Consider the following 1,578-nt stretch of genomic DNA (forward strand, 5'->3'; position numbering starts at 1 on the left):
GACGGACTTGACCGATTCGGAAATCAACTTTGTGGCCAGTCGAAGTCGGTTGATCTGTTTGGAAAAAAGTCACGGGGCTCGCGTCCATGGCAGCACCGAAGCGGGGATCGCGGACACGGCCAGACGCATCACGGCACGCAACCCCGATGCGAAGGTGTTGTTTTATTTCAACGCCTTCATCAATTGGCCAGGCTACGAGGCGTTTGAGACCTATCGCCCCGAGTGGACACTGCGAACGGCGGACGGCGAAATCGTCCAACACCCTTCCGGTACCCCGCGGCCGGATCCGTCCAACGCCGAGTTTCGCAAGTGGTGGTCCGATGTCGTCGTCGCGGCCAACCGTTCAGCCCCACTTGGCGGTGTCTTCATCGACGCGCTGCCACAAGCCCTTTCGCCCGGACTGGCACAGCAAGTCGGTGACGCCAAAGCCTGCGCGGTCGTGCACGGACTCCGCGAAATGATCAGGCTGACGAAACGCAAACTCGGCCCCGACAAGATTGTCCTGGTCAACGGAATACGGACCACGGATTTCCGCCAAATTCTGGATTGGGACGGAATCGACGGCGTGATGATCGAACACTTCGGCGCGTTCAAGACCGCCGAGCCGGAAGATCTGAAGGCCGACCTGGACTCGATCGCGATCGCGGCTGCCAAGGGCAAGTTTGTTGTCCTGAAAGGCTGGCCGGGATTCAACTGGCTGGATCGAGACATGATGAACCGCCCCCATGACGAACTGTTGGAACTTGCGCGACAACGGATCACGTTCCCGCTGGCGTGTTACTTGGTCGCCGCGCAACCCGGATCGCACTTCTGCTATTCCTGGGGCTACACCCACTCCCACGGCATGCTGGATTCGTATCCGGAGCTGGAGCGTCCGCTGGGTCCTCCCAAGAGCGATGCCACGTGGCAGGGATTGACCGCCACACGCGAATTTGAACACGCATCGGTCTGGGTCGATTTGGCCAACCGAAAGGCGCGGATCGATTGGCAGCGATAGTTGTTGGAGCGAAGAAGATGCTGCGGATTCGGCTGCCGGCGATCGTGATGGTGTTGCTGGCGGCGAGTTCCTCCTTGCGCGGCGCTGACTCACCGTTGGATTTTCAGTCGCAGGTCGCGCCGATTCTGCAGCGTCACTGCATTCGGTGTCATTCGCCGAACAACAACCAGGGTGAACTCTCGTTGGCGACGAGCGACGATTTGCGTGCGAACGAGTACGTCATCGCGGGTGACCCCGAAAGCAGTTATCTGTTGGAATTGATCACATCGACCGATGGCCAACCGGCGGCGATGCCCAAGGAGTCAAATCCGCTATCGGATGGCGAAGTCGCATTGATTCGGCAATGGATCGTTCAGGGGGCGGCGTGGCCGAGCGACGTTGTCGTCAAAGAGCAATCCAAGGCGGATGAGACATGGTGGTCGCTGCAACCGCTGCGTGTCGCGAAACGTATGCCGTCGGATTCGAACATCTCCGACGCGCCCCCTTCCCCCGCCACGATCGACGCGTTTATTCGCGCCAAGCTCGCCGACAAACAACTTGAGATGAATCCGCCGGCCGACCGCCGCACGCTGATTCGACGC

Annotated in this window: 2 protein-coding genes; both read left to right on the forward strand. The window is 60.0% G+C overall.

The genetic code is table 11. The features are described from left to right. Nucleotides 1–997: putative glycoside hydrolase (locus tag ABX749_RS32345; protein WP_372899667.1), on the forward strand; the 997-nt coding region annotated here is incomplete at its 5' end. Nucleotides 998–1,014: 17 nt separating this feature from the next. Continuing rightward, a partial coding sequence (locus ABX749_RS32350) for a c-type cytochrome domain-containing protein (protein ID WP_372899668.1) occupies nt 1,015–1,578 on the forward strand: 564 nt, incomplete at its 3' end.

It is taken from the genome of Stieleria sp., from assembly GCF_041595215.1.
Lineage (GTDB): Bacteria > Planctomycetota > Planctomycetia > Pirellulales > Pirellulaceae > Stieleria > Stieleria magnilauensis.